At 71.8% G+C, this 21861-nt stretch carries 12 protein-coding genes and 1 pseudogene; 4 read left to right on the top strand and 9 right to left on the bottom strand.

The annotated features are described in order from the left end of the window. Window positions 1-111: 111 nt before the first annotated feature. The 6 genes from epmA to U8331_RS07075 all read right to left on the bottom strand — a co-directional run bounded on the left by epmA (window position 112) and on the right by U8331_RS07075 (window position 8962). Window positions 112-1095 (bottom strand): EF-P lysine aminoacylase EpmA, encoded by a 984-nt coding sequence (epmA, locus tag U8331_RS07100; protein WP_481130374.1) that lies wholly within the window; start codon window positions 1093-1095, stop codon window positions 112-114. A gap of 205 nt (window positions 1096-1300) precedes the next feature. Further along, the gene (gene ligA, locus U8331_RS07095; RefSeq protein WP_481130373.1) at window positions 1301-3664 is read right to left on the bottom strand and encodes an NAD-dependent DNA ligase LigA; all 2364 of its coding nucleotides are present in this window, start codon (window positions 3662-3664) and stop codon (window positions 1301-1303) included. Between the two features lie 211 nt (window positions 3665-3875). Beyond that, on the bottom strand, window positions 3876-4622 hold the full coding sequence (gene zipA / locus U8331_RS07090) for a cell division protein ZipA (protein WP_481130372.1): 747 nt from the start codon (window positions 4620-4622) through the stop codon (window positions 3876-3878). A 55-nt stretch (window positions 4623-4677) separates the two neighbouring features. Then, a complete protein-coding gene (gene smc / locus U8331_RS07085) occupies window positions 4678-8181 on the bottom strand; it encodes a chromosome segregation protein SMC (RefSeq protein ID WP_481130371.1) in 3504 nt (1167 codons plus the stop codon). A gap of 179 nt (window positions 8182-8360) precedes the next feature. Continuing rightward, a complete protein-coding gene (locus U8331_RS07080) occupies window positions 8361-8642 on the bottom strand; it encodes a BolA family protein (protein WP_481132913.1) in 282 nt (93 codons plus the stop codon). A 20-nt stretch (window positions 8643-8662) separates the two neighbouring features. Continuing rightward, entirely contained in the window at window positions 8663-8962 is a 300-nt protein-coding gene (locus tag U8331_RS07075) for a YciI family protein (RefSeq protein WP_481130370.1), read from the bottom strand. A gap of 388 nt (window positions 8963-9350) precedes the next feature. On the opposite strand from U8331_RS07075, the gene U8331_RS07070 reads away from it, so the two are divergent. The 3 genes and pseudogenes from U8331_RS07070 (at window position 9351) to U8331_RS07060 (ending at window position 12946) form a co-directional block, all read left to right on the top strand. Continuing rightward, window positions 9351-10283, top strand: a complete 933-nt coding sequence (locus tag U8331_RS07070; protein WP_481130369.1) for a segregation and condensation protein A — start codon at window positions 9351-9353, stop codon at window positions 10281-10283. Between the two features lie 84 nt (window positions 10284-10367). Beyond that, window positions 10368-11366 (top strand): annotated as a pseudogene (scpB, locus tag U8331_RS07065) (SMC-Scp complex subunit ScpB); the annotation flags it as partial. A gap of 2 nt (window positions 11367-11368) precedes the next feature. Continuing rightward, window positions 11369-12946: a pseudouridine synthase gene (locus tag U8331_RS07060; protein ID WP_481130368.1), complete on the top strand. Its 1578-nt coding sequence runs from the start codon at window positions 11369-11371 to the stop codon at window positions 12944-12946. 194 nt (window positions 12947-13140) lie between these two features. Here U8331_RS07060 and U8331_RS07055 read toward each other — a convergent pair whose 3' ends face one another. After that, the gene (locus tag U8331_RS07055) at window positions 13141-14934 is read right to left on the bottom strand and encodes a 3-hydroxybutyrate oligomer hydrolase family protein (protein ID WP_481130367.1); all 1794 of its coding nucleotides are present in this window, start codon (window positions 14932-14934) and stop codon (window positions 13141-13143) included. A 127-nt stretch (window positions 14935-15061) separates the two neighbouring features. Between U8331_RS07055 and U8331_RS07050 the strand changes: the two genes are divergently transcribed. Then, a complete protein-coding gene (locus U8331_RS07050; RefSeq protein ID WP_481132912.1) occupies window positions 15062-15751 on the top strand; it encodes a response regulator in 690 nt (229 codons plus the stop codon). A 360-nt stretch (window positions 15752-16111) separates the two neighbouring features. Here U8331_RS07050 and U8331_RS07045 read toward each other — a convergent pair whose 3' ends face one another. Together U8331_RS07045 and U8331_RS07040 are read right to left on the bottom strand one after the other, a co-directional pair. Continuing rightward, a complete protein-coding gene (locus U8331_RS07045) occupies window positions 16112-19489 on the bottom strand; it encodes a hybrid sensor histidine kinase/response regulator (protein ID WP_481130366.1) in 3378 nt (1125 codons plus the stop codon). A 106-nt stretch (window positions 19490-19595) separates the two neighbouring features. Further along, window positions 19596-21818 (bottom strand): TonB-dependent receptor, encoded by a 2223-nt coding sequence (locus U8331_RS07040; RefSeq protein WP_481130365.1) that lies wholly within the window; start codon window positions 21816-21818, stop codon window positions 19596-19598. Between the last annotated feature and the right edge of the window lie 43 nt (window positions 21819-21861).

Here is a 21861-nt window from a genome sequence, read left to right as displayed (position 1 = left end):
GGCCTGGTCCGGCGCCTTTGCAGGAGCGGCTTCAGCCGCGATCGTGGAAACGGCGCGGGCGGATGGTTATCCGATCGCGGCTGAAGCCGCTCCTACAGGGTTCGTCGGCCGTCAGGCGCGGAAGAAATCGAACGCCAGCACGTCGGCGATGCGGCCGGTGCCGAGCATTGCCATCATCAGCCGGTCGACGCCCAAGGCGACGCCGGCGCAATCGGGCAGGCCGTGGCCAAGCGCGTCGAGCAGGTGCCGGTCGACCGGCGGCACCACGTCGCCACGCCGCTGTCGGACCCCGGCGTCGCGTTCGAAGCGCGCGCCCTGCTCCGCCGCGTCGGCCAGCTCGTGGTAGCCGTTGGCCAGCTCCAGCGGGCCGAGATAGAGCTCGAAACGCTCGGCCACGGCGATCCCGTCGTCGCCGTGCCGCAACCGCGCCAGCGCGCACTGGGTCGCAGGCCAGTCGTGGATCGCGAGCATGCGGTCGCCGGGGAATTCCGGCTGCAGGCGATGCGTCATCAGCAGGTCGAGCCAGTCGTCGCGGGTCAGTCCCGCCGGGTCGACCTGCACCTCGCCGAGCGCGGCGCGCAGTTCGGCGTCGCCGGCGGTCATCGGGTCAATGCCAAGACGGTCGCGGTAGAGGTCGCGGTAGGTGGTCTCGACCAGCGTCGTCTCGCGGCCGACCAGCGCCAGCGCGGCGTTGACCAGCCCGGCGGTTTCGATCGCCAGCTGCCGGTGGTCCCAACCGACGCGGTACCACTCAAGCATGGTGAACTCGGGGTTGTGGCGGCCGCCGGCCTCGCCGTCGCGGAACACACGACCGAGCTCGTAGCAGTCGCCAAAACCCGCGGCGAGCAGGCGCTTGAGCGGGTACTCGGGCGAGGTCCGCAGCCAGCGCGTGCGCGGGCCGCCGTCGGTGCGGCCGCTGAACTCCAGCGCGAATGGCGCGATGTTGGGCTCGGTGTTGCCGGCGGCGGAGAACACCGGCGTCTCGACTTCGACCACGCCGCGGCGGGCGAAGAAGTCGCGGAGGGTCGCGTTGAGGGCGGCGCGCAGGCGCAGAGCGTCGAAGGTGGCGTTGGGGCGCCAGTCGTCCGTGGTCATGCGGAGCGGTCCAGCACCGGGCAGGCATCCGGCCGTCGGTAGGAACGACGTGAGTCGCGAACGCGCAGTGGTCCCGACCCCGATGCCAAAACCGATCCGGAAGATTTTCTCCGGGTGAGTTCCACGGGTGCAAGGTCCGTGCGCCAGCCGGAAACGATGGACAGGTCGCGACTTACGTCGCTCCTACAGGGGAGGATGCGCGCGCTCACCCGTGCTCCGCCAGGAAGGCCAGCAGGCGCGCCTCGTCCCAGACCTCGACGCCGAGCTGCTCGGCCTTGGCCAGCTTGGAGCCGGCGGCTTCGCCGGCGACGACGAAGCTGGTCTTCTTCGACACGCTGCCTGCGGCCTTCGCGCCGAGTGCCTCCAGCCGATCCTTGGCCTCGTCGCGGGTCATCGCCGAGAGGGTGCCGGTCAACACCACGGTCCGGCCGTCGAGCGGGCCGGCCGGCGTGATGTCGGCGGCCGGGATAACGGCGTCGAGCCGCGCCAGCGCCTCGCCCGAGGCGGCCAGCAGCGCGGCATTGCCGGTGTCTTCAAGCCAGCCGGCGAACCCCGCCGCGGTATCGGCCGGCAGCCCGGCGGTGACGAGGTTGTGCTGCTGCGCGGCGCGCAGGGCGGTGGTCGCGTCGGACCCGCCGGCCACGGCCGGGAACGCCACCGCCAGTTGCTCGGCGCGGATCGGCGTGACCTTCGGGATCTCCAGGTCGACCAGCAGCTGCGCCAGCCCGAGGCTCTCGCGCAGCTTCGGCGACGGCGGATGGGCGTCGGTTATCGTCACCCCGCGCGCGAGCAGGTCGTCGATGACCTGCTGGTTGCCGGGCTGGTCGAGGAAGTGGCCGAGCGCCCGTGCCACCTCGCCGCCGATGTCCGGCACGCGCTTGAACAGCGGCCACGGCAGGCGGCGGATCAGTTCGAGGTCGCCGAACCACGCGGCCAGCGCCTTGGCCGTGCTCTCGCCGACATGCTGGATGCCGAGCGCGTAGAGGAAGCGCTCCAGCGTGGTCTGGCGGCTGCGGTCGATCGCCTCGATCAGGTTCTCGGCCCAGCGGGTGGCGACCTTGCCGGCCTTGACGGTCTCCGGCGTGGTGCCGTCACGCTCGTCGGCGCGCTGCTTCATTTCCAGCAGGTCGTCGAGGGTGAGCTTGTACAGGTCGGCGACCGACTGCACGTAGTCGAGGTCCGACAGCGCGGCGATGAAGCGTTCGCCGAGACCCTCGATGTCCATCGCCCGGCGCGAGGCGAAGTGGCCGATCGCTTCCTTGCGCTGCGATGCGCAGGTCAGCTCGCCGGAGCAGCGCCAGACCACCGCGCCCTCCTCGCGCACGATCTCCGAGCCGCAGACCGGGCATTCCGTCGGCATCCGCCACTCGGGGGCGCCGGGACGGCGCTGGTCCGGCAGCACCCGCACGACTTCCGGGATCACGTCGCCGGCGCGGCGCACCACCACGGTGTCGCCGACGCGCACGTCGAGCCGGGCGACCTGGTCGGCGTTGTGCAAGGTCGCGCGGGTCACGGTGACGCCGCCGACGTGGACCGGCTGCATCAGCACCCACGGCGTGACCGCGCCGGTGCGGCCGACGTTGACCTCGATCGACTCGACCACGGTGGTCTGTTCCTGCGCAGGGAACTTGTGCGCGATGGCCCAGCGCGGCGCACGCGAGACGAAGCCCATCTCGGCCTGCGCGTCGTAGTCGTCGAGCTTGTAGACCACGCCGTCGATGTCGAACGGCAGGCGGTCGCGGCGCTCGCCGGTGCGGCGGTAATAGCCGAGCAGGCCTTCGACGCCCTGCACCACCGCGCTCTCGGCGCTGACCGGCAGGCCCCAATCGCGCAGCCGCTGCAACGTTTCGGAGTGGGTTTCGGGCAGCGCGCCGCCCTCCACCGCGCCGACGGCGTACGCGTAGAACGCGAGCGGCCGCTGCGCGGTCATGCGCGGGTCGAGCTGGCGCAGCGAGCCGGCGGCGCCGTTGCGCGGGTTGGCCAGCACCTTGCCGCCCTCGGCCAGCGCGCGCTCGTTGTAGGCGCGGAACGCGTCCAGCGGCATGTAGACCTCGCCGCGGACCTCGAGCACGTCAGGCCAGTCCTCGCCGCGCAGTTGCAGCGGGATCGCGCGCACGGTGCGAAGGTTGGCGGTGACGTCCTCGCCGGTGGCGCCGTCGCCGCGCGTGGCACCGCGGACGAAGCGGCCGTGCTCGTAGCGCAGGCTGATCGCGAGGCCGTCGAGCTTGGGCTCGGCCGAGAACACCAGCGCGTCGTCACCGAGCGTCTGCTCGATCCGGCGGACGAAGTCGGCGACCTCCTCGTCGCTGAAGGCGTTGCCGAGCGACAGCATCGGTATCGCGTGGCGCACCGGGGCAAACGCGCCGGACGGCGCGGCGCCGACGCGCTGGGTCGGGGAGTCGGGTGTCACCAGTTCCGGGTGCGCGGCCTCGAGTTCGTCGAGCTCGCGCAGCAGGCGGTCGTACTCGACGTCCGGAATCGCGGGGTCGTCGAGCACGTGGTAGCGGTGGTTGGCGTCGTCGAGCTGGCGGCGCAGTTCGTTGATTCGGGCGGCAGGGTTGGGGGTCATGGGTCGTTCGACTCGTCGGGGTCGACGCTCGTGGGCGGAGGCATGGCCGTAGGAGCGACGTCAGTCGCGACCCACTGGCAACCGGCGCACGGCGGTCAACGCGTTGACCGGTCGCGCAATCAGGACATCACGTTGACCGCAGCCAACCATGGGTCAGTGGGTCGCGACTGACGTCGCTCCTACGTGAACCTTTGCACGCCAGCCCCCGCCATCACCACCGCGACGGCTTGGTCAGCGGCGGGGCTTCGCGCTGGCGGTCGTAGGCACGAAGCTCCTCGCGGATCTGGCCGATGCGCTGGCGGCCGAGCGAGTTGCGCTGCTCGTCGAGCACCAGGCCGTTGAGCAGTTCGGCCATGCGCTCGGCGGTCGGCAGCATCTTCTCCCATGCATCAAGTGCCGGCACCGGCGCCGGCAGGGTCAGGAAGAACGCGATCGCCGGGGTCTCCAGCGACTGGATGTCGGCCATGTCGAAGCTGCCCGGCTTCATGATGTTGGCGACGCTGAACACCGGGCCAAGCTCGGGGCGCTGCTCGACCAGCCGGTGGAACACGCCCATGTGGCCGTAGACCAGCCCGGCCTTCTCGGCGGCGACCACGATGTCGGGCCCGTGCAGCTTCTCGCCGGCGCGGGCGGCCAGGTAGATGGTGACGATCTTGTCGAACTCGTCGCTGACGCGTTTGCCCAGTTCAGCGGCCGTGCCCGGCGCCTCCAGCGTGCGCTCGAACAGCTCCAGCTCGGCCTGGGTGGTGGCGTCGGCCGGGGTGCGGTCGCCGGCGCCGAGCTCGCCTTCCAGTTGCTCGCCCAGCGTGGGTTCGACGCGGGCCTCGCCGCCGGCGGCCTCGCGTGGCACCCGGCGGCCTTGGCCGGGCTTGCGCGGGCGGCCGAAGAACACGATGGCGGCGATCAGGATCAGGCCTGCAATCAGGATGCCGATCCGCAGCAGGGTCACGTCGGACACTGGGCTACTCCTTCAGTCTGGTTTTTTCGGCACCGGGTCTCGGCCACGCCGCCGGTCACGCGGCGCCGGCGAGGCGGGTCGCCTCGGCCAGGTCGACCGACACCAGCCGGCTCACGCCCGGCTCGCGCATGGTCACGCCCGACAACTGCTGCGCCACTTCCATCGTCGCCTTGTTGTGGGTCACGAACAGGAACTGTACCTGCTCGCTCATCTCGCTGACCATCGACGCGAGGCGGCCGACGTTGGCCTCGTCCAGCGGCGCGTCGACCTCGTCGAGCAGGCAGAACGGCGCCGGGTTCAGCTGGAAGATCGCGAACACCAGCGCCACCGCGGTCATCGCCTTCTCGCCGCCGGACAGCAGCGAGATGTTGGACACGCGCTTGCCGGGCGGGCGCGCCATGATCGCCACGCCGGTGTCGAGCAGGTCCTCGCCGGTGAGCTCCAGGTACGCGTGGCCGCCGCCGAACAGGCGCGGATACAGCTGCTGCACGCCCGAGTTGACCCGGTCGAAGGTGTCCTTGAAGCGGCCGCGGGTCTCGCGGTCGATCTTGCGGATCGCTTCCTCCAGCGTTTCCAGCGCGCTGGTCAGGTCGACGTTCTGGGCGTCGAGATATTCGGCGCGCTGGGCCGCCTCGGCGTGCTCGGCGATCGCGGCCAGGTTGACCGGCTCCAGCCGGCGCAGCTTGGCGTCGAGCTCGGCGACGGTCCGGCCCCAGGCGTCGGCGTCCATCTCGTCGGTCAGCGTGTTGACCACATCCTCGAGCACGAAACCGGCCTCGGTCAGCGCCTCGACCAGGGTCTCGGCCTTGAGCACCAGCGCCTGCTGGTCGAGCCGGCGCTGGCCGATCGCCTCGCGCTGCTGCAGGGCCTGCTCGTCACGCTGCTGGCGGGTCTGCTCGAAGCGGCGCAGGTCGTTGTCGATGCCGTCCAGCGCGGTGCGGGCGGCGGTGAGCTTCTGTTCGGACTGGACGCGCTGTTCGAGCGCGACCTGGCGCTGCTCCTCCAGCTCGACCACCGGGGCGTCGCCGTCGGCCAGCTGCGCGGCCAGGTCGCCCAGGCGCGAGTCGAGCTGGCCGCGCTGGCCGCCCATGCGGTCGAGCGCCTGGGTCAATGAAGCGACCTGGGCGCGCTGCGAACCCAGCGTCAGCGCGAGGGCGTGCGCGGTGTCGCGCGACTCGCGGGCCATCGAGCGGGCCTGGTCGCGTGCTTCGGTCAGGCGGCGGCGCTCGGCGTCGAGCGCCTGCCGGGCGTCCTCGAGCTCGGACATCCGGATGACGGCTTCTTCCTGCCGGCTGCGCGCCTCGCGGCCCTGTTCGCGGGCGGCGTCGAGCGATTCGGACAGCTGCGCGAGCTCGGCCTCGATCTTCTCGATCCGGCCGCGCGCCGAGTCCAGCCGGCCCTGCTGGCTCTGCAGCTGGCCGGCCAGCTCGGAGACGCTGCGGTGCGCCATGTACAGCGTGCGCTGGGCGTCCTCGCGCTGCTGCTCGGCGGCGAGCAGGCGGTCGCGCAGCCGGGTCAGGGTCGACTCGAGTTCCTGCTCGCGCGCTTGCAGGGCTTCGATGTCGCCGCGCAGGGTCTGGATCTCGCGCTCGCGCAGCAGCGCGCCCTGCTTGGCCGCGCCGGAGCGCAGCACCCGCACCCAGCCGGCGCCGAGGCGCTCGCCGTTGCGGGTGATGACCGATTCACCGTCGCCGAGGCTCGGCTGCAGCGCGCGGGCGCCGGCGAGGTCCTCGGCGGCATGCAGGCGGGCCAGCAGGCGGCGGATCGCCGCCGGGCCCTGGACTTTCGACGCCAGCGAGGTCGCCGGGTACGCGGTGTCGTCGCGCTCGCTGGCGACCAGCGCGATGCGACCCTCGCCGAACCCGCCCAGCGCGTCGACCAGCGCCTCCGGCGCCTCCACCAGCACGCCTTCGATCAGTTGGCCGAGCGCAGCCTCGACCGCGTTCTCCCAGCCTGGCTCGACCGTCAGGGTCTCGCCGACGCGGGTCGCCGAATCCAGCCCGCGGGCCTTCAGCCAGTCGAGCGCGGCGCCCTGCTCCTGGCCGAGCGCGGCGTGCTGCAGGGTCTCCAGCGACGACAGCCGGCCACGCGCGGCCTGCGCCTGCTTGCGAACGTCGGCCAGTTCGGACTGGGCCCCGCGCTGCTGCTCCTGCAACTCGCCGACATTGCCTTTTCGCGCTTCCAGCGTCTCGGTGAGGCTGTCGAGCGACAGCTTGCGGGTCTCGTGTTCCTCGGTGAGGCTTTCATACGCCTCGGCCAGCGCGGTCAGGTCCAGCCCGGTGCGCTCGCCGGTCAGCGCCTCGCGGCGGCGGTCGGCGTCCAGCGCCTGGCGGTCGAGGTGCTCGATCCGAGTGCGCTCGACATCGGCCGCGCGGGCGGCCTCGGACTGCGCGCGGCTGTGCTCGTCCCAGCGCTGCTGCCAGCCGGCCAGCGCGGTCTCGGCATCGCGCAGGGCGTCCTGGCGGGCCTCGTCCTCGGCCTGCAACTGCTCCAGCCGCGGCTCGTCCTGCTCGATCGCGGCGGTCAGCACGTCCAGCCGCGACTGGTCGCTGCCGATGTGGGCGGCGATCTCCGCCAGCTGGTTCTGGGCCTCGTCGCGGGCCTTCTGCAGGCGGCTCGACATCTCGCGCTGGTGCTGGATCTGCTGCTCGATCCGGGCCAGCGCGCCGCCGACCTCGTAGCTCTCGGCCTGCGCCCGGTTAAGCGCCTCGGCAGCCTCCTCGCGACGCACGCGGCCGGTCTCGATCTCGCGCTCGGCCTCGCGCTGCTCGGCGATCAGCTGCTGCAGCCGGGTTTCCTGCTGGGCCAGTTTCTCGCGCTGGGCTTGCAGCTTGCGGTCGAGCGCCTGGTGCTCCAGCGCCTTCCATTCGGCGTCGCGCACGCGGCGGTCCGCCTGGATGGCCTGGTACTGCTCGGCCTGCCGGGCCTGGCGCTTGAGGTGTTCAAGCTGCTTGCCCACTTCATCGCGCAAGTCGTTGAGGCGGTCGAGGTTTTCCCGTGTGTGGCGGATGCGGGTCTCGGTCTCCTTGCGGCGCTCCTTGTACTTGGAGATGCCGGCCGCCTCCTCCAGGTAGACGCGCAGGTCCTCGGGCCGGGCCTCGATGATCTGGCTGATCATGCCCTGCTCGATGATCGAGTAGCTGCGCGGACCCAGGCCGGTGCCCAGGAACAGGTCGGTGATGTCGCGGCGCCGGCACTTGCCGCCGTTGAGGTAGTACTGGCTGGCGCCGTCACGGCTGACGATGCGCTTGACCGAGATCTCGTTGAACGAGGCGTACTCGCCCGTGATGGTGTGGTCGGCGTTGTCGAAGACCAGTTCGACCATCGCCTGCGACACCGGCTTGCGGGCGGAGGAGCCGGCGAAGATCACGTCGGTCAGCGAGTCGCCGCGCAGGCGACTGGCCGAGCTTTCGCCCATGACCCAGCGCACCGCGTCGATGATGTTGGACTTGCCGCAGCCGTTGGGCCCGACCACGCCGGTCATGTTGGTCGGCAGGTGCAGCGTGGTGGGGTCGACGAAGGATTTGAAGCCGGAGAGCTTGATCGTGGACAGACGCATGCGTCGCGGAAGCCTCTGGCGCACCCGGCAGCGGTGCGTCGTTGATGCGGAAAGGATTGAATTCCGCCCGCAAGTCGTTGATGCGCGTAGGCACCAGCCCCTGAGGAAGCGGAAGCTCTTCGCGAGTATAGCGAGCGCCGGAGGCGTCGCCGACCACCCGCCGCGGCGGGCGCCCGGCCTCAGCCGGAGGCTTCGGCCGGCGTGCGGGCGCGGATCGCCAGCGCGTGGATGTCGGTGTCCATCAGCGCGCCGACCGCCGCGTACACGGCGCGGTGCCGGGCCAGCGGCCCCAACTCCTCGAACGCCGCGCTGACCACGTCGACATTGAAATGGCCGCGGCCGTCGCGCGCGCCGGCGTGCCCGGCGTGGCGGGCACTGTCGTCCACCACCTCCAGCGCGACTGGCGACAGCGCGGCCTGCAGCGCCGCGCGGATCGCCTCGACACGTCGTTCGCGCGGCAGCGGGCCGGCGGACGCGCCGCTCACGGCAGCACCTTGCGGAACGGACGGACGTCGGTGCGCACGTAGACGCCGGCGGCCACGTACGGGTCGGCGTCGGCCCAGGCGCGCGCGGCGGCCAGCGATTCGAACTCGGCGACCACCAGGCTGCCGCTGAAGCCGGCCGGGCCCGGGTCCTCTGCGTCGATCGCGGGGCACGGCCCGGCCAGCAGCAGCCGGCCCTCGTCGCGCAGCGCGGTCAGCCGCGCCAGGTGGTCCGGCCGCGCGGTCTGCCGCTGCGCCAGCACACCCTCGCCGTCATGGCCCTCGATCACGTACCACATGCCGCCTCCTCGCGTTCCGCCCCGGACGGGGCCGCTGAATTGTAGCCACGGGCAGGCTGGACAGCGGTTTCGGCAGCCCGTACCCTGTTTTCCATTGAGGTCCAGGCAGGGACCCGTCGCGACCCGCACAGGCATCGCGACGTCCGTGATCCGACACGGCACTGCCCGACCCGTTTCGCAATCCCGACGCCCCCGACACCTGCCGCCATGTCCCCCACTGGCGCGCGTGCACGGTGGCAGGCATCACTGCCTGATCAGCCGATTTGCCAGACCGGGCAGCCGACTGCCCAACGACAGGTTCAATACCGCGGTTCCCGACGGACACTTCCGACCGACGGGCCCGTCCGCGGCAAACGCAGTGCCACGGCCCGGAGGGGGCCGGCCTCGCATGACCAACGATCCCGCGTCCGACGCGAACCAAGACAACCAGGCTTCGCCCGACACCGCGCCCGCGCACACGGCGCCGGCCGGGCCGCGCCAGCAGGAAATGCCGCTGGCGATGGTGCACGGCCAGCCGGTGCTGCAGATCCCGCAGGACCTGTATATCCCGCCGGACGCGCTGGAGGTCATCCTCGACGCGTTCGAAGGTCCGCTCGACCTGCTGCTGTACCTGATCCGCCGGCAGAACCTGGAGATCCTCGACATCCCGGTGGCCGAGATCACCCGGCAGTACGTCGACTACATCCAGGCGATGCACGAGATGCGTTTCGAGCTCGCCGCCGAGTACCTGGTGATGGCCGCCATCCTGGCCGAGATCAAATCGCGCATGCTGCTGCCGCGCGCGGTCAGCGAGGAAGGCGAAGAAGAGGACCCGCGCGCCGAGCTGGTGCGCCGCCTGCAGGAGTACGAGCGTTTCAAGAAGGCCGCCGAGGACATCGACGCTCTGCCCCGGCAGGACCGCGACTTCGCCCCGGCGCAGGCGTTCGTGCCGGACCGCGCGTCGGTGCGGCTGCCGCCGGAGGTCGACCTGCGCGAGATGCTGCTGGCCCTGCACGACGTGTTCAAGCGCGCCGAGCTGTACACCCAGCACGCGATCAAGCGCGACGCCCTCAGCGTGCGCCAGCGCATGGGCGAGCTGCTCACCCGGCTGGAGGACGGCGCGTTCCACCGCTTCGAGAGCCTGTTCGAGGCTCGCGAGGGCAAGCTAGGCCTGGTGGTGACCTTCCTCGGCCTGCTGACGCTGGCCAAGGAGCAGCTGGTCGACATCGTGCAGGAAGCCCCGCTGGCACCGATCTACGTCAAGTCGCTGGCGGTGGGCACCGACCCGACCGAGATCCAGCTCAGCAGCGAGTTCGACGAGGCGGCCAACGACGACGCCTGAGCGCTCCGCGCTCCGGCCCGTCCGCCCGCAAGGCAACGACAACCGGCCCCTCACCCCGGGGCATGACGGCAACAACGACACCCTATGGATCAAAACCTGATCACCCGCATCGTCGAGGCCGCGCTGTTGGCGGCCAGCCAGCCGCTCACGCTGGCCCAGCTCAACGGCCTGTTCCCGGAGGACCAGCCGGCGCCGGCCGGTGCGGTCGCGCAGGCGATCGAGGCGCTGCAGGCCGGCTGCGCCGACCGCGGCGTGGAGCTGGTCGAACTGGCATCGGGCTTCCGCTACCAGGTCAAGAGCGACGTCCACCCGTGGGTGGCGCGGATGTGGACCGAGCGCCAGACCCGCTACACCCGTGCCACGCTGGAGACGCTGGCGCTGATCGCCTACCGCCAGCCGATCACCCGAGGCGAGATCGAGCAGGTCCGCGGCGTGGCGGTCAGCAGCAACATCATCAAGTCGCTGGAGGAGCGCGAGTGGATCCGCGTGGTCGGCCACCGCGACGTGCCCGGCAAGCCGGCGCTGTTCGGCACCACCAAGGTGTTTCTCGACTACTTCGGCCTGAAGCGGCTCGACGAGCTGCCGCCACTGTCGGAGCTCAAGGAGATCGGCGAGCTGGAGCCGCAGTTCCAGTTCGACGACGGGCAGGACGGCAAGCCGGCCAGGGGCGCTCCCGCCGAAGGCGAGGCGATCGCGGCCGGCGGCATCGGCCCCGAGGGCGAGGCGCCGGTGGACGCGGGCGATGCCGCTGAAGTCGACGGCGACGCCACGACACCGGCGGACGGGTCCGAAGCAGTCGGCGATGAGGCCGGTCCACGCGTGGACGGGTTCCAGGCACCCGCCGACGAGTCGAAAACACTCGACGACGAGCCGCAACCACCCGCTGACGGGTCGGAATCACCCGCCGACGAATCCCAAACCGTCGCCGACGAGTCAAAGCCACTCGCCGACGACCCCGAAACACCCGTCGACGAGGACGGATCCCCCGTCGACGCCCACCCCGACACCGAAGCCGACCAGCCGGTCGCGCCGGAACCGCAACCCCGAGATGACGACGCCGAGCTGGCCTCGTCGGAGCAAGAGTAATGAGTGAAGAAACCCGCAACAAGCTGTCCCTGAAGCGCGGCGGCGACGCCACCGGCGCCTCGCGCCTGGAAGAACGCCTGCACAAGGTGCTGGCGCAGGCCGGGCTCGGCTCGCGCCGCGCGCTCGAGCAGCGCATTGCCGACGGCCTGGTCAAGGTCAACAGCGAGGTCGCCCAGGTCGGCATGTCAATCGGCAGCGGCGACAAGGTCGAGCTCGACGGCCGCCAGTTCGTCGCCAGCGCGCTGACCGAGCCGGCCCGCGTGCTGATGTACAACAAGCCCGAAGGCGAAGTGACCACCCGCGAGGATCCCGAGGGCCGCCCGACCATCTTCGAGGCGCTGCCGGCGCTGAAGGGCTCGCGCTGGATCGCGATCGGCCGGCTCGACATCAACACCACCGGCCTGCTGCTGCTGACCACCGACGGCGAGCTGGCCAACGCACTGATGCATCCGTCGCACGAGGTGGAGCGCGAGTACGTCTGCCGCGTGCGTGCGCCCGAGGGCGCCGAGCGCGTGCCCGACAACATCCCCGACCGCCTCAAGCGCGGTGTCGCGCTGGACGACGGCCCGGCGAAGTTCGACGAGATCGAGCGCATCGGCGGCACCGACTCGCACGACTGGTTCCGCGTGGTGGTCAAGGAAGGCCGCAACCGCGAGGTGCGCCGGCTGTGGGAATCGCAGGGCTGCCAGGTCAGCCGGCTCAAGCGCATCCGCTACGGCGAGGTGTCGCTGCCGCGCGAACTGCTGCGCGGGCAGTCGCAGGAAGTGGTCGCCGACAAGGTCGAGAAGCTGCGCAAGGATCTTGGGCTGGAAGACGGCACGCCGTCGGCGCTGACCCTGCAGCCGGTGATCGGCCAGCGCAAGGCGGCCAGGTCGACGATCAACCTGTCCGGCCGCAGCCACGGCCCGGCCTACGTCAGCGGCCACGTCACCACGGCCGACGAGGGCCGCGAGCTGCGCCGGTTCGACAACGTGCGCGAGGACCGCGGCCGCGGCCGCGGGCCCAAGCGCCACGGCGGCCTGACCGTCAGCGGCGAGGCGGCGGCCAAGCAGTCGCAGAAGCCGTTCAAGCAGCGCAAGGACAAGGGCGCCTCGCGCGCTTTGCCGGAAGGCAATCCGGCCGCGTTCCGCACCTGGTACGTGCCGGAGGGCGTGGAGACCGGCCCGAGCGGCCACCGCAACGCCGACGGCCGCGGCCCGAAGAAGCCGTGGGGCAACAAGGGCGGTCGTCCGGGGGCCGGTGGGCGTCCGGGCGGTGGTGGTGGCCGGCCGGGTGGCAATGCACAGGGTCGCAGCGAACGCGGTGCCGGCGGCGGTGGCCAGGGCCAAGGTCAGGGCCAAGGTCAGGGCCAGCCCCAGCGTAGCCCGCGGCCGTACGGCCATCCGGGCAACGCGCCGGTGTTTCCGTCCGACCACGCCAACCCGGGCGGCTTCAATCCGTACGGCGACAAGCCGCGCGGGGCGCGTCCTGGCGGCAAGCCCGGTGGTCGTCCGGGTGGCAAGCCCGGCGGCGGCAAGCCGGGCGGCCCGCGTCCCGGTGGTCCGCGCGGCGGCGGTCGCGGTCCGCGTGGGGCGTGATCCATACGCAGGGGTGAATCGCCCACGCACGATGTAACGAAAAAGGCGCCCCTGCGGGGCGCTTTTTTCGTGCGATCGAATGCCTGGGCCTTTGTAGGAGCGGCTTCAGCCGCGATCATGCAATCGGTACGGGCGGACGATTATCCGATCGCGGCTGAAGCCGCTCCTACAAGAGCCCGGAACATCCGCAGGACCTACTCCGGAATCGCCAGGTGCGCCGCCTCCAGCGCATTCCCAACACCCCGCGGCGTCGTCGCGATCACCGCATCGCCCGGCATCGGCGCGCCTTCCCTCAGGTGCGCCCAGGTCCGGTCCAGCGCCTCGTACACGTACGGCAGCAGCGGCAGGTAGTGGGCGCCGTAGGCCGGCAGGCCGAGGAAGGCGTCGAAGTGCTGAACGCTGCGCACCTGCCAGTGGTGGACGTCGCGGCCGGCAGCCTGCGCGGCGGCGACGTACGGGGCGCTGCTGAACGCCGCCGGGATCAGGCCGTCGTCGAGGCCGTGCACCACGGTGACCGGCAGGCCCGCACGTGGCAGCCCGGCACGTACCGCCTCGATGCCGGCACGGACGCGTTCGGCGTCGGCGCCCTGTCCGGTCCACAGCCCGCGCAGGCATTGCAGTCCGGCCAACGGCGCAGCCGGATTGACCGCGGGGCCAACGATGCCGACGCCGGCGCCCGGCGGGATGCCGCTGGCGTCGGAGAACCACGCGGCGCGCTCGGCACCGGCGGCCGGACGTGGCGCGCCGTCGGGCGTAAGCACGGAGAACGAATGCCCGCACGGGTGCCCGTCGACACCATAGCGACCGTAGGCGGATGCGTAGGTCACCGCGACCGCGCGCCACAGGTCGAAGCCGACGCTGATCGACCCCGTGCGCAGCGCCTCGTCGGTCCAGCCGCTGGCCCGCAGCGTGTCGTAGGCCGAGCGCTGCTGCGCCTCCAGCGTGTCGCCCTCGACCAGTCCGGCGTCGGCCAGCGCGGCGCAATGCGCGGCGGCGGTCGGCACCGGCGGGATGCCCAGCACCGGCAGCGCGCACGGCATCAGCAGCGCGGCCTCGGTGGTGTAGTCGTACAGCGGGCGGGCGCCGGCGACGGTGATGTTGGGCGCGCCGGCGACGACCGCGTCGAGCCAGTCGCTGCCGTCGTCCTCGGCCGCGCGCAGCACCGCGCCGCCGCCGTTGGAGATGCCGACCGCGATCACCGTGGTGTTGTCGAACGCGAACGGCGCCGCATTGGGAAAGGCCTGGTCGAGCGACTGCAGCGCGAACTCGGCGGCCTGCTTCGCGTGGCGGCCCCAGTCGGCCTCGGGGTTGTCGCCCGAATGCGCGTGCTTGACCGCGACGCCGCGGCCGGTCGCCGGCTCGGGCAAGAACGCGAGCCCGTCGGCCGGCGTGCCGATGGTGCCGTCGACGCGCACGCCGAGGCCGGCGTCGAGGTCGAAATAGTCGGTGCCCGCGCCCTTGTCGGTGTAGGCGACCGCGCAGCCCTTCGGCAACGCCCACGGCGCCGCGACCGCGATGCCGCCGAGCACGCCGCGCGAACCCGACGCCGGCGCGACCACCACACAGCGCGCCTGCTGGTCGAACGCATCCGGCACCTGCACCGCCACCCGGTGCGGCTGGCGCGCGCCCGGCACCCGGGCCAGCGCGTGGAACTCGCGCCCCGGCACCGCCGCGACGCTGCCGCCGTACAGCTCGCCATAGCCACCGCCCGGGGCGAGGTCGGCGATGCCGCGCCAGTTGGCCCAGACCGCGCGCCGGCGCAGCTCGGCCGGGGTCGGCGCGGCGGCGTCGGCGAACGCGGGCGGCGTCATCGCGCGCAAGCCGCCCAGGCCGAGGCCTGCGGTCAGCAGGTCGTCACTGCCGCGGTGTTCGCTGAAGTGGACGGATTCGAAATGCGTGGCCATCGCGGTCGACGGGCGGGACGACGGGGCGCTCGCGCAACCGGCGAGCACGACGGTGGCGGCCACGGAAAGGGCGAGTCTGGGCATGTTCATGCCTTGACGGTAGCAAGCCGCGGCGGCGTCGCCATCGTACCTTCGTACCGCTCGCGCGCCGGCGCCGCTTGCTAGGCTGGTGGCACTGCCCTGCCCGCCGTCGCCGGGCGCGACCGACGCCATGCCGAGCCTGCTGATCGCCGACGACCACCCGCTGTTCCGGGCCGCCCTGCGCGGCGCCGCGGCCGACGCGGTGGACGAACTGCAGGTGCGCGAGGCCGGCTCGCTCGACGAAGCGCTGGGCATCCTCGAATCCGGCGCCGACATCGACCTGGTCCTGCTCGACCTGCACATGCCGGGCAACCACGGCCTGGCCGGGCTCGCCGCGATTCGCGCGCAGCACCCCGGCGTCGCCGTGGTGGTGGTGTCGGCCAACGACGACCCGCGCGTGGTGCGCCGCGCGCTCGACCACGGCGCCGCCGGCTACCTGCCCAAAAGTTCCGGGTTGGACGAATTGCGCGATGCGATCCGCGCGGTGCTGGCCTGCGAGCAGTGGCTGCCGCCGGCCCTGCGCGCCGCGGTCGCCCGCACCCGCAGCGACAGCGGCGACGCCGACCTCGCCGCGCGGTTGGCGAGCCTGTCGCCGCAGCAGTTCCGCGTGCTGACGCTGGTCGCCGAGGGGCTGCTGAACAAGCAGATCGCCGACCGGCTGGACGTGCAGGAGCGCACGGTGAAGGCCCACCTCTCGGCGATCTTCGAGCGCCTCGGTGTGCGCAACCGTACGCAGGCCGGGGTGGTGCTGCGGGAGCTGGAGCTGAGTGATCCGGCGCGGCAGGTGGATGCGGTTGGTGAGGCGTCGGCGTCCTCCTAGGCACCCGCGTTTCCGCTTCGACATACCAAGCCGCCTGAAGACCCGCCCGCGTCTGCGTGAGGGCACGAGCGATCCGTGGAAGCATTCGTGCTCTCCATGTAGGAGCGACGTAAGTCGCGACCCACTGACAATGGGCAACGCCTCGCATCGGCCGGACACGTGGTTGCCGCGTTCGCGCGAACGATGGTTCGCGTTGCTTGACGCGCGACTGGATTGTCAGTGGGTCGCGACTTACGTCGCTCCTACGGTGCGGGTGGCGGTGGCGCGCCGCGGGCTTCCGGGCTTTTGTAGGAGCGGCTTCAGCCGCGATCGTGGCACCGGCGCGGGCGAACGATTGCCGGATCGCGGCTGAAGCCGCTCCTACATTGGGGCCGACGTGACATCCACCGGCGCTGTTACCCGCACGCCCCGCCCGGCCAGCAATCGGTCCAACACCGATTTCAGCGCCAGCGGCTTGAGCGGCTTGGCCAGCAGCGCGTGGCCGGCTTCCAGCACCGCGTGGCGCACGGCGTGGCCGCCGTCGGCGCTGAGGATCAGGGTCGGCTGGGCGCCGTGGCGCGCGGCCAGGTCGGCGGCGAGGGCGACGCCGGTGTCGCCGTCGTCGAGGTGGTAGTCGAACAGCCACAGCGACGCCGGCGCCTCGGCCAGCCGCGCCACGGCGCCGGCGCGGCGGTCGGCGGCGGCGACGTCGCAGCCCCAGCCGGCGAGCACCCGCGACAGCGCGGCCAGCGCGTCGGGGTCGTTGTCGACCACCAGCACCCGCAGTCCCGCCACGCCACGCGTGGCGGCGCCCGCGACCGGCAGCGGCGGCGTCGCGACCACCGGCACCGACACCGCGAAGCACGCGCCGCGGCCCGGCGCGCTGCGCAGCGACAGCGGCGCGCGCAGCAGTTGGGCGATGCGGTCGGCGATCGACAGCCCGAGGCCCAGCCCCTGCCCCGGCGCGTCGTCGCCCCTGCGGAACTCGTCGAAGATCACCGACTGCTGCGCCGGGTCGATGCCCGGGCCGGTGTCGTGCACCTCGATCCGCAGGCCGCCGCCGTCGCGCCGCACGCCCAGCAGCACGCCGCCGCGCGCGGTGTAGCGCACGGCGTTGGCGAGGAAGTTCTGCAGCACCCGGCGCAGCAGTTGCGGGTCGCTGTGCACCCACGCCGAGGTGCCGACGAAATGGAAGCGCAACCCACGCGCGGCAGCGATGGCACCGAACTCCGACGCCAGCGGCTCCAGCACCTCGGCCAGCGGGAAGTCACGCGGTTGCGGCACCAGCCCGCCGGCCTCCAGCCGCGACATGTCGAGCAGGCCGGTCAGCAGGTCGCCGGTAGAATCCAGCGCGCCGCCGATCTGCGCCAGCACCTCGCGCTGCGCTGGCGCGGCCAGCTGCCCCGACAGCGAGTCGGTGAACAGCTGGGCGGCGTGCAGCGGCTGCATCAGGTCGTGGCCGATCGCGGCGAGGAAGCGGCTCTTGGCGTCGTTGGCGCGCTCGGCCTGGCGCTTGGCGACCTCGAGGTCGGCGGTGCGCGCGACCACGCGTTGCTCCAGCGTCTCGTTGGCCTGCAGCAGCCCGGCCTCGGCGCGGCGGAACGCGGTGACGTCGGTGAAGGTGGCGACGAAGCCGCCGCCGGGCATCGGGTTGCCACGAATCTCGATGATGCTGCCGTCCGCCATCACCCGCTCGGTCAGGTGCGGCGTGCCGGCGCGCATGAAGGCCAGCCGCCGTTGCAGTGCGCGCTCCAGGTCGCCGCGCGGTGGCAGTTGCTGCAGCGCCCAGCGCGACAGGTCGGCGATCGGCCGGCCGACGCGCAGCAGCTCCGCCGGGAAGCCGAACAGTTCGGCGTAGCGCCGGTTCCACGCCACCAGCCGCAACTCGGCATCGACCACGCTGATGCCCTGGCTCATGTTCTGCAGCGCGGCCTCGAGCACGCGCTGGTTGAAGCGCAGGTCGGCCGAGGCCTCGCCGACGATCGCGGCGACGGTGTCGAGGTCACCGGTTTCGCGCCGCGCAGCATCCAGCAACACGCGGGCCGAGGCCGAACCGAGCACCGCGGCCAGCTCGCGCTCCACCTCGGACTCGATCCGCGCCGGCACCGCACCGGTTGCGGGCACGTCGGCCAGCAGCCCGGCCACCCGCTCGCGCGGCAGGAACCGCAGCCCCGCGTCACGCAGCGCCTTCGCGTCCAGCCCGCGGCGCGCACGCTGCGGGGCGTCCCGGCGCCAGGCCGCGACCAGCACCGTCGCCAGCGTGCCGAGGAACAGGCTCGCCCCGACCGCGCGACCAAGCCGGCTCCAGCCGGTGAGTCCGAACAACCCGTCCGGCGACAGCCAAGCCAGCCCGAACGGCCCACTGCGTACCCAAGCGCCTTCAACACCCTGCAGTCCCGACATGGTCGGCAACAGCAACACCCAGGCCCACGCCGCGAACCCCGTCACCACGCCGATCACCGCCGCACGCGGCGGCGTATGCGGCCGCCACACCGCAAAGCCCAGCGCCGGCGCCAGCGTCGCCAGTGCCGAGAACGACACCGCGCCGACGTCCGCCAGCGCCTCGCTGCCCGCCACCAGCCGGCTGTACGCCCAGGCCATCAGCATGATCACCACGATGCCGGCGCGGCGCAGCATCAGCACGCTGCCGCGCAGGTCGCTGCCGTCGTTGCGCGACCAGGCGCCGCGCAGCAGCCCCGGCGCGAACCAGTGGTTGCCGATCATCAGGCTCAGCGTCAGCGTGCTGACCACCACCATGCCCGTCGCCGCGCTCAGGCCGCCAAGGAAGGCGAACAGCGCCAGCCCGTGCTGCCCCTGCGACAGCGGCAGCGCGAGCACGTACAGGTCCGACGGCACCGTGTCGCCGAGCAGCGCCGCGCCGGCGGTCGCCAGCGGCAGCACCGGCAGCGCGATCAGCACCAGGTACAGCGGGAACTGCCAGCGCGCGGTGCGCACGTCGCGCGCGTCGCGGCACTCGACCACGCCGATGTGGAACTGGTGCGGCAGGATGAACATCGCCAGCGCGCCGAGCAGCACCAGCGGCATGAAGCCGCCGGCCGGCGCGGCCGAGCCGACCGGCGTGGTGGCCGGCGGCAACGCATCCAGCCCGCCGTCCAGTCCAAACCAGACGAACGCGCCGATCGCCAGCATCGCCGCCAGCTTGAACACCGACTCGGCCGCCATCGCCAGCACCAGGCCGCGGTTGTGCTCGGTCGCGCTGGCCCGGCGGGTGCCGAACAGCATCGCGAACACCGCCATCGCCAGCGCCACGTACAGCGCGCTGTCCTGCCACGCCGGCGCCACCGCGCCGCTGGCGTCGCGGCTGGTCAGCATCGCGAAGCTCATCGCCACCGCCTTGAGCTGCAGCGCGATGTACGGGATCAGCCCGAGCGCGGCGACCAGGGCCACCGTCGCCGCCAGCCACGCGTCCTTGCCGAGCCGGGTCGCGATCAGGTCGGCGATGGAGGTGGCGTTGGTCTCGCGCGCCAGCCGCACCAGCCGGACCATGAAGCGGACCGCGAGCGCGTACAGCAGGATCGCGCCGAGGAAGGTCGGTGGCAGCGGCCAGCCGTAGCGCGCGGCCTGGGTGACCGTGCCGTAGAACGTCCACGAGGTGCAGTGCACCGCCAGCGACAGCGCGTAGACGTGGCGCCAGTGGCGGCCCCAGATGGCCGGCCGGCGCTCGGCGTAGAGCGCGACGCCGAACATCAGCCCGAGCCACGCGAGGCTGGCAAGCGCGACGGTGGTGAAGTTCAGCATGGCCGCAGGATAGCCGGGTTGGATACCGGCTCCGCTATCGGCGGGCGGCGGATAGAACGACGGCGGCGGGCCGAAGCCCGCCGCCGCCGCGACCGGGGGTCACCGGTCAAAAGTCGTAGCGCACGCTCAGTGAGTACTGACGCGGCGGCCCGTAGAAACCGGTCATGACGCCGAGCGCGGTGTCGAGGTTGTAACCGGTGGTCCGGTACTCCTTGTCGGCCAGGTTGGTGCCCTGCAGGCTCACCGTCCACGGCCCGTTGTCCCAGCTGACGCCGGCGTTGACCAGGCCGTAGCCGTCCTCGGTGATCGGCAGCGCACCGGTGCGGACGATCTCGGTGGTCGCCACCACGTCGCTCTGGTAGCTGTAACCGAGGCGGGTCGACAGGTTGCCGCCGCTGGCCAGCGGCGTGCGGTACTCGACGTTCAGCGCGCCCGAGAAGTCCGGCGCGTTGGTGAACTCCTGCTCGTCGGCGATGTTGGCGCCGGCGTACATGAACTCGTCGTACTCCGCGTCCAGCCACGCCAGGTTGCCCGACACCAGCCAGTGGCGGGTCGGCAGCCACTGGTACTCGACCTCGACGCCGTTGACCGTGCCCGAGCCGGCGTTGGTGAAGTCGCCGAAGAACGACTCCTCGGTGCCGTCGCCATCGCCGTCGTAGGCGGTGAACACCGACAGCTGGATGTCCTCGTACCTGTTGTGGAACGCCGACAGGTTGAGGAACAGGGTCTGGTCGAGGAAGCCCATCTTGCTGCCGACCTCGAAGCTGTCGACCACCTCGTCGTCGAACGGCTCGGCCGAGCGCGGCACCGCGGTGGCCTGCGCGCGGATGTTGTAGCCGCCGGACTTGAAGCCGCGTGAGGCCGAGCCGTAGACCATGATGTCCGGCGTCACCTGGTAGTCGAGCGCGATCTTCGGCGAGGTGTTCTTGAAATTGATGGTCTTGTCGAAGTCGGCCGCGACAGAGATCGGCGTAGTGTAGGTGCCGTCGCTATAGCCGCGGTTGAGTACGTCGGCGCGCTTGTCCTCGTCGGTGTAGCGCGCGCCGACGTTGAGGGCGAGCTGGTTGGTCAGGTCGAAGGTCCAGTCGGCGTAGAACGCCACGCTCTCGGTGTAGACCGTGCCCTGGGTGTCGCCGAACAGCAGGTTGAAGAAGTTGTTGAGCACCTGGCCGCCGGCCTCGCCGTCGAACGCGTAGATGCCCATCACGCCGCGCGAGCGGCCGCCGGCATCGTAGTTGGCCTGCAGTTCGTGGCTGGTCTGCTCGTCGGAGTAGAACGCCTTCACGTCGGCGATCTGCGCCGGCAGGGTGTCGAAGTCGATGTTGGTCTCGGTGTCGGACTCACGCTGGGCCAGGACGTACTTGAACGCCCAGTCCTCGTTCGCGCGCCAGTTCACCGTCGCCGAGGCGCCGCTGATGGTGGTGTCGTTGACGTTGGGCATGCCGCTGCGGATGTCGTAGCGGCTGTCGAGCGGGTCGAAGCCCGGGACGAAACGGTTCGGCGCCAGCATCTTCGCGCCACGCACGCCGGACTGGTCGTCCATCCAGTCGAACGCGAACTGCACGTCGAGGTCGTCGCTGATCCACGCGCCGAGCTGGGCGCGGCCGGCGAGGATCTCCTTGTCGCTGACCGGCTGGTCGTTATGGACGTTCTCGCCGAAGCCGTCGCGGTTGAGGCTGGCGACCGCGACGCGGGCGCGCACCGAGTCGTTGCCGGCGATCGGGCCGCCGACCGCGGCCTTGACGTCGAGCTGGTCGTAGTTGCCGACGGTCACCTCGGCGAAACCCTCGGTCTCGCGCGGCAGGCCCTTCGATATGTACTTGATCGCGCCGCCGATGGTGTTCTTGCCGTACAGCGTGCCTTGCGGGCCGCGCAGTACCTCGACCCGCTGCACGTCGAACACGTCCAGCAGCGCGCCCTGCGGGCGGGCGATGTAGACGTCGTCCATGTAGATGCCAACGCCCGGGTCGACCCCCCACAGCGGGTCGGACTGGCCGACGCCGCGGATGTAGGCGGTGATGGTGCTGCTGGAGCCGCGGGCGGCGTAGATGGTGAGGTTGGGCACCTGCGCGTCGAGTCCGCCGAGGTCGTCGACCGCGAGCCGGTCCAGCGCGTCGGCGGTAAACGCGGTGACCGCCACCGGCACGTCCTGGATGGTCTCCTCGCGCTTGCGGGCGGTGACGGTGACCGCGCCCAGCGTGGTGGCCTTGGCTTCGGTCTCGACCTGCTGCTGCGCCGGCGCGGTGTCCTGCGCCCAGGCGGCCGGTGCCAGCAGTGCGCCGGCGACGGCCACGGCCAGGGTGGTGCGATTCAAGCGATTGCGACCCATCTCAACCTCTCCCCAGGAACGGATGCGAACCGGCGGACGATCC

The organism is Lysobacter sp. CC-YZS074, assembly GCF_056739745.1.
Note: the sequence above shows the minus strand (reverse complement) of the source record. Positions and strands in the feature narration are given on the sequence as shown.

Bases quoted from the DNA above. Each gene is read 5' to 3' on its own strand.
- U8331_RS07055 (WP_481130367.1), bottom strand. From the start codon at position 14,934: ATGCCCAGACTCGCCCTTTCCGTGGCCGCCACCGTCGTGCTCGCCGGT.
- smc (WP_481130371.1), bottom strand. From the start codon at position 8,181: ATGCGTCTGTCCACGATCAAGCTCTCCGGCTTCAAATCCTTCGTCGAC.
- epmA (WP_481130374.1), bottom strand. From the start codon at position 1,095: ATGACCACGGACGACTGGCGCCCCAACGCCACCTTCGACGCTCTGCGC.
- U8331_RS07045 (WP_481130366.1), bottom strand. From the start codon at position 19,489: ATGCTGAACTTCACCACCGTCGCGCTTGCCAGCCTCGCGTGGCTCGGG.
- U8331_RS07040 (WP_481130365.1), bottom strand. From the start codon at position 21,818: ATGGGTCGCAATCGCTTGAATCGCACCACCCTGGCCGTGGCCGTCGCC.
- U8331_RS07050 (WP_481132912.1), top strand. From the start codon at position 15,062: ATGCCGAGCCTGCTGATCGCCGACGACCACCCGCTGTTCCGGGCCGCC.
- ligA (WP_481130373.1), bottom strand. From the start codon at position 3,664: ATGACCCCCAACCCTGCCGCCCGAATCAACGAACTGCGCCGCCAGCTC.
- U8331_RS07070 (WP_481130369.1), top strand. From the start codon at position 9,351: ATGACCAACGATCCCGCGTCCGACGCGAACCAAGACAACCAGGCTTCG.
- U8331_RS07060 (WP_481130368.1), top strand. From the start codon at position 11,369: ATGAGTGAAGAAACCCGCAACAAGCTGTCCCTGAAGCGCGGCGGCGAC.
- U8331_RS07075 (WP_481130370.1), bottom strand. From the start codon at position 8,962: ATGTGGTACGTGATCGAGGGCCATGACGGCGAGGGTGTGCTGGCGCAG.